Origin of the sequence: Dietzia sp. SYD-A1 (assembly GCF_015356725.1) — a bacterium.
Lineage (GTDB): Bacteria > Actinomycetota > Actinomycetes > Mycobacteriales > Mycobacteriaceae > Dietzia.
Genome location: NZ_JADDKI010000241.1, coordinates 1 through 4974, shown reverse-complemented (window position 1 = coordinate 4974; position 4974 = coordinate 1). Strand labels below are relative to the sequence as shown.

Annotated in this window: 6 protein-coding genes; 4 read left to right on the top strand and 2 right to left on the bottom strand. The window is 69.7% G+C overall.

The annotated features are described in order from the left end of the window. Nucleotides 1-640: 640 nt before the first annotated feature. The gene (locus tag IY392_RS10610) at nucleotides 641-1342 is read left to right on the top strand and encodes a type 1 glutamine amidotransferase domain-containing protein (RefSeq protein WP_194861187.1); all 702 of its coding nucleotides are present in this window, start codon (nucleotides 641-643) and stop codon (nucleotides 1340-1342) included. A gap of 4 nt (nucleotides 1343-1346) precedes the next feature. Continuing rightward, the gene (locus IY392_RS10605) at nucleotides 1347-2198 is read left to right on the top strand and encodes an alpha/beta fold hydrolase (RefSeq protein ID WP_194861186.1); all 852 of its coding nucleotides are present in this window, start codon (nucleotides 1347-1349) and stop codon (nucleotides 2196-2198) included. Between the two features lie 50 nt (nucleotides 2199-2248). Here the strand turns inward: IY392_RS10605 and IY392_RS10600 are convergent, their stop codons facing one another. Next, complete coding sequence (locus IY392_RS10600) at nucleotides 2249-3232, bottom strand: bile acid:sodium symporter family protein (protein WP_194861185.1); 984 nt, start codon at nucleotides 3230-3232, stop codon at nucleotides 2249-2251. A 106-nt stretch (nucleotides 3233-3338) separates the two neighbouring features. On the opposite strand from IY392_RS10600, the gene IY392_RS10595 reads away from it, so the two are divergent. Beyond that, nucleotides 3339-3722: a YidH family protein gene (locus IY392_RS10595; protein ID WP_194861184.1), complete on the top strand. Its 384-nt coding sequence runs from the start codon at nucleotides 3339-3341 to the stop codon at nucleotides 3720-3722. Then, nucleotides 3719-4087, top strand: a complete 369-nt coding sequence (locus tag IY392_RS10590; protein ID WP_194861183.1) for a DUF202 domain-containing protein — start codon at nucleotides 3719-3721, stop codon at nucleotides 4085-4087. Before IY392_RS10595 ends, IY392_RS10590 begins: the two co-directional genes overlap by 4 nt. Before the next feature lie 61 nt (nucleotides 4088-4148). Here the strand turns inward: IY392_RS10590 and IY392_RS10585 are convergent, their stop codons facing one another. Next, nucleotides 4149-4727 (bottom strand): hemerythrin domain-containing protein, encoded by a 579-nt coding sequence (locus tag IY392_RS10585; protein ID WP_194861182.1) that lies wholly within the window; start codon nucleotides 4725-4727, stop codon nucleotides 4149-4151. Between the last annotated feature and the right edge of the window lie 247 nt (nucleotides 4728-4974).

The window sequence follows — 4974 nt, the reverse complement described above, 5'->3', positions numbered from 1 at the left end:
GCGCCGGAGGTGCGGCAGTGGAACTGATTGGCGCTGTGGAGCTCCGCGTGGTCGGTGCGGTGGACGTCGCGGCAGGAGTGGTTCGTCGTGCGGAAGTGGGGTCCGGGAGTGGGCGGGCCGAGGTGGTCAGCCCGGCCTGAGCGGCCGGAGCCTCGGACGAGACCGCCCGTATGTCGGTCCCTGCACCTTCTGCCGAGAGGATCGCGGCCACCGCTCCTCCGGTGACCCCCGCCAGTGCGAGACCGGCCAGTATGACCGCGGCGATGCCCGGACGGCGCGCCGCCCGCGCAATGTCGTTGTGCATGCCCGCCCTTGTCGTCGCGTCCGAAGTGTGCCGCCGGAAGCCTCGGCTTCCGGCGTGGGTGCTGCTGTGCTGATGCGGCGAGAACATTAAGGTGGCGTCCCCGGGTGGACAATTGCTTCGTCGACTAAGCATGACGGACCACGCGCGACACGTTGACCTGCTGATACATCGTCAACATCGGTCCGGCATCGTCGGCCCAGGTAGTGGGCCCGACACGACCGGTGAGGTGCGAAGAGTCGACAAGATGTGAATTCCCACATCATGGGCTACGCGTGACGCAGTTCACCGCCGCAGTGTTCAGTTGCGGTTCAGCCCGACCTCCGTAGGGTCGCGCCCATGACCAGCGTTCTCATGATCCTGTCCGCCGCCGACCACTGGACCCTCAAGGACGGATCCGCGCACCCCACCGGATTCTGGGCCGAGGAGTTCGTGACCCCCTACGAGGTGTTCACGGGCGCCGGTTGGGACGTCACGGTGGCCACTCCCGGTGGGCGCGCCCCGACGGTTGATCAGGCGAGCCTCGACGAGGGGGCAGGCGACCCGGAGACCCTCGAGAAGGTCAAGGCCTCACTCGACCGTCTCGAGCCGGTTCTCACCACACCCGTCGATCTCGCCTCCGTGGCCCACGAGGACTTCGACCTGGTCTTCTACCCGGGTGGACACGGCCCGCTCGAGGATCTGGCCGTGGACAGCGTGTCCGGCACCATTCTCTCCGAACGCGTCAGCGCCGGGTCACCCCTGGCACTGCTCTGCCACGCCCCGGCGGCGCTGCTCGCCGCGTCCGAGGACCCGGCGTCCTCACCGTTCGCCGGATACCGGGTCACCGGTTTCTCCAACGCGGAGGAGGAGCAGGTCGGTCTGGCCGCCAACGCCCCCTGGCTCCTGGAGGACAAGCTGGTGGAGCTGGGTGCCGACTACTCCAAGGCTCCCGAGCCGTGGGGTTCGTATGTCGTGGTGGACCGGAACCTCTACACCGGGCAGAACCCGCAGTCGTCCGCCGAACTGGCCGAGCGGCTCGTCGCGGACCTCGCCGGCTGAGCCGATGGATCACGTCGTCGACCAGCACGCGATCATCGACGGCCACCGCGTCGCCCACGGCGTCCACGGGGCCGGGGAGCCCGTGGTGCTGGTGCACGGCACCCCGTCGTCGTCGTACATCTGGCGGAACGTCGTGCCCCGGCTCGTCGACGCCGGGTACCGCGCCCACGTCTTCGACCTGCTGGGCTACGGCCTGTCCGAGAGGCCGCGCGACCCGGCCGTGGACACGTCCATCACCGGGCAGGTCGCCGTCCTCGAGGGACTTCTCGACCTGTGGGGGTTGGAGACGTTCCACCTGGTCGCGCACGATATCGGCGGCGGCGTCGCCCAACGGTTCGGGGTCCGCTCGGCCGAGCGCCTGCGCACGCTGACGCTGATCGACGTCGTGAGCTTCGACTCCTATCCCTCCGAGCGCACCCGGCAACAGATGGCCGACGGGCTGGAGGTGCTGGCGAAGAAGCCGGACGACGAGCACCGCGAGCATTTTCGGGAGTGGTTGCTGTCCACCCACAGCGACCCCTCGGGGTTCGACCCGGAGGCCCTTCGGATCTACGTGGACATCATCAGCGGTCCGATCGGTCAACCGAGTCTGTTCCAGCACCAGGTGGCGCACTACGACCCCGTCCACACCATGGAGATCAGCGACCGGTTGGACACGCTGGGCCGGGTCCCGGTCCAACTGATCTGGGGTGCGGACGACACCTGGCAGGTCATCGACCACGCCCACCGGCTGCAGCAGGCGATCCCGGGCAGCGCGCTGCACGTGATCGAGCAGTGCGGCCACTTCGCCCCGGAGGAACGCCCCGCCGAGGTGGCGGCCGCGCTCCGGGAGTTCCTAGGCGCGCACCGGGGTTGACCGCTCTCACGGCGGGCTGGGGTGCTCACGCCCTGGCCCCGGACGGGTTGTCACGCCGCGGGCGCCTCGGTTCCCTCCGCCCGTCCGTAGTGACCCGCCAACCAGGCACACACGATGAGCTGGATCTGGTGGAACAGCATCAGGGGGAGTACCAGGAGCCCGACGGGTTGGCCGACGAACAGCACAGCGGCCATGGGAAGCCCGGTGGCCAGTGACTTCTTGGACCCGCAGAACTGCACGACCCTCTTGTCCCGGTCGGCGAACCCGAGCGCGCGGGAGATCAGTTCGGTCAGCCCCAGCACCACCGCGAGCAGGACGCAGCACGCGGCGATCAGCCACGTCAGCTGGGCCGGTCCGACCCTCAACCAGATGTCGTCGGCGACTCCCTCGGAGAACGCCGCGTAGACGATCAGGACGATCACCGACTTGTCGAACAGCGCCAGCCGCCTGATCCTGGAGATGACCGGCAGGACCCAGCGTCGCAGCAGCTGGCCCAGCACGAACGGCAGCAGCAGCTGCAGGGCGATCTTCCCGACCGAGTCCCACGTGATCACCACCGCTCCGTCCCTGGTCATGAGGGCGAAGACCAACAGGGGAGTGAGGACCACCCCGAGGAGGTTGGACACCGACGCCGAGACCACGGCCGCGCTGACGTGGCCGCGGGCGATCGCGACGAACGTGATCGAGGACTGCACGGTCGACGGCACGAGCGTGAGGAAGAGGAACCCGGCGGCCAGCGGCTCGCCGAGCACCGGCGTGAGGGCCCAGCTGCCCAGCAGGCCGAGTGCCGGGAACAGCAGGAACGTCGCGGCGAGCACCACGGAGTGCAGCCGCCAGTGCCTGAGGCCGGCCAGGAGTTCGCGGGGTTCCAGCCGCGCGCCGTAGAGGAAGAACAAGACGGCGATCCCGATGGTCGTGATCCAACCGAGCGCTGTGGCGGCCCCGCCGGTGGCCGGCAACAGCGCCGCCACCACGACGGCGGCCAGGATCGCCAGGATGAACGGCTCGATCCGGAGGCGTCGCAGGAATCTCATCGGCCCATCTCACCACTCCGCGGCACGGGAGGTCTGGGCGAGGCCCCGGGACGGGTGAGGTCCCGGCAGGCGCGGGACCCCCGGTGCCGCCCGATAGGCTCGGAGCATGACAGACACCGCCCGCCAGGGATGGCGGCCCAGGTCGCTACGCGACGGAGAGGAGCCGGATCCGCGGTTCACGCTCGCCAACGAGCGGACCTTCCTGGCGTGGATCCGCACGAGCCTCGGCCTGATGGCCGGCGCCGTGGCGATGGAGGCCTTCGCCGGCGACGAGATCCCTGAGATCATCCGGACCCCGCTGGCCTGCGTACTCCTCGTGATGGCGGCGCTGCTGGCCACCGTGTCGTTCCGACGCTGGATCCGGATCGAGGCGTCCATGCGTCACAACAGGCCGCTTCCGGTCCCGCAGGCGTCGATCCTCCTGGTGCTGGGCATCGCGACCGGTGCGATCCTGCTGGTCGTCGCGATCCTCGGCGGCACCATCGCATGAGCGCCCCGCGGCGGCGGATCGGCGTGCGCCCGGAGGCCGTCCCGCCCGACGTCGGACTCCAGGCCGAGCGCACCAGCCTGTCGTGGGCTCGGACCTGGGCCGTGGTGACCGTCAACATCATCCTCGTGGCCAAGCTGATCGCGGAGACCGCGTGGATCTGGGCGGCCGTCTTCGCCACCCTCTTGGTGGTCCCGCTTCTCGCGCTGCTCAGGGTGCAGCGGCACCACGAGCAACGGGTGGGGCGGTTCGTCCGGGCTGGCGAGGTCCAGCAGACCCAGGCCCGCTACAACATCGGGCTTGTGGTGATGGTGCTGGTGATGGCCGGGTGCGGCCTCGCCGCCGTCCTGGCGCGGGTGCTGTCGTAGCAGGAGCACACGGCCCGGGGGACATCCGCACCCGCACCTGGCCCGGGACGATCGGCGCCGATCAGGTGTTCTTGAGTCGACCGCTCAGGGCGTCGCGGAGCCGGTCCACCATGCCGACACCGGGCCCGAGCGTCATGTGGAACAGCTCGGAGTGCGGCGATCCGGGGTGCGGCCGGGTGGGGGCGATGGTCTTGGCCGCCTCGACCTTGCGGCCCAGGTCGAGCAGATCCTCGGCGGAGACGGCCGCCCGCAGCTTGGGGAACTGGTCGGTCTCCTCGTCCTCGGCGTGGTGGTCGAGAAGCTCCTTGAACCGCTTGACCAGGGCCATGAACTCGGCGCTCTCGGCATCCACGCCCTCGAGTTCCTTCATCACCTCTTCGATCTCCTGGTGCTCCTCCTTGTCGTGCTCGACCTCCTCGGTGCCGTCCGGGACCTCGCGCTCGTAGACGGGGTAGACGAACAGCTCCTCGGCCACCGAGTGCCGGGTCACCTCGGCGATCACGGAGTCGGCCAGCGAACGGCGCTCCTTGGGGTCGGTGGTCTCCTCGATCATCTCGATCAGCCCGATCATCTCGCGATGGTCGGCGGTGAGGATGTCGACGACGTCCTTGTTGGACTCTGTCGTGGACTTCTGGGCCATGGCGAGCTCCTTCACGGTGTGGGTCGGATGGACCTCTGACCGTAGGCAGCGTGCGGGAAGCGGGCCACCGGTCGGGCCGGGACGCGGGCCCCCACCCGGGCCTCCACGCGGGCCCCACACCGGTCTCCCCGCGCTGTCCTACCGGGTGGTGGCGCTCTCCGATTCACACATGCCCTGCAGGGCGCACGATCCGCAGCCGCCGGTCACGCCGCAGTCGGCGGCGGGGTCCGCGGGGTCGGTGGGGGAG

Bases quoted from the DNA above. Each gene is read 5' to 3' on its own strand.
- IY392_RS10610 (WP_194861187.1), top strand. From the start codon at position 641: ATGACCAGCGTTCTCATGATCCTGTCCGCCGCCGACCACTGGACCCTC.
- IY392_RS10600 (WP_194861185.1), bottom strand. From the start codon at position 3,232: ATGAGATTCCTGCGACGCCTCCGGATCGAGCCGTTCATCCTGGCGATC.
- IY392_RS10595 (WP_194861184.1), top strand. From the start codon at position 3,339: ATGACAGACACCGCCCGCCAGGGATGGCGGCCCAGGTCGCTACGCGAC.
- IY392_RS10605 (WP_194861186.1), top strand. From the start codon at position 1,347: ATGGATCACGTCGTCGACCAGCACGCGATCATCGACGGCCACCGCGTC.
- IY392_RS10585 (WP_194861182.1), bottom strand. From the start codon at position 4,727: ATGGCCCAGAAGTCCACGACAGAGTCCAACAAGGACGTCGTCGACATC.
- IY392_RS10590 (WP_194861183.1), top strand. From the start codon at position 3,719: ATGAGCGCCCCGCGGCGGCGGATCGGCGTGCGCCCGGAGGCCGTCCCG.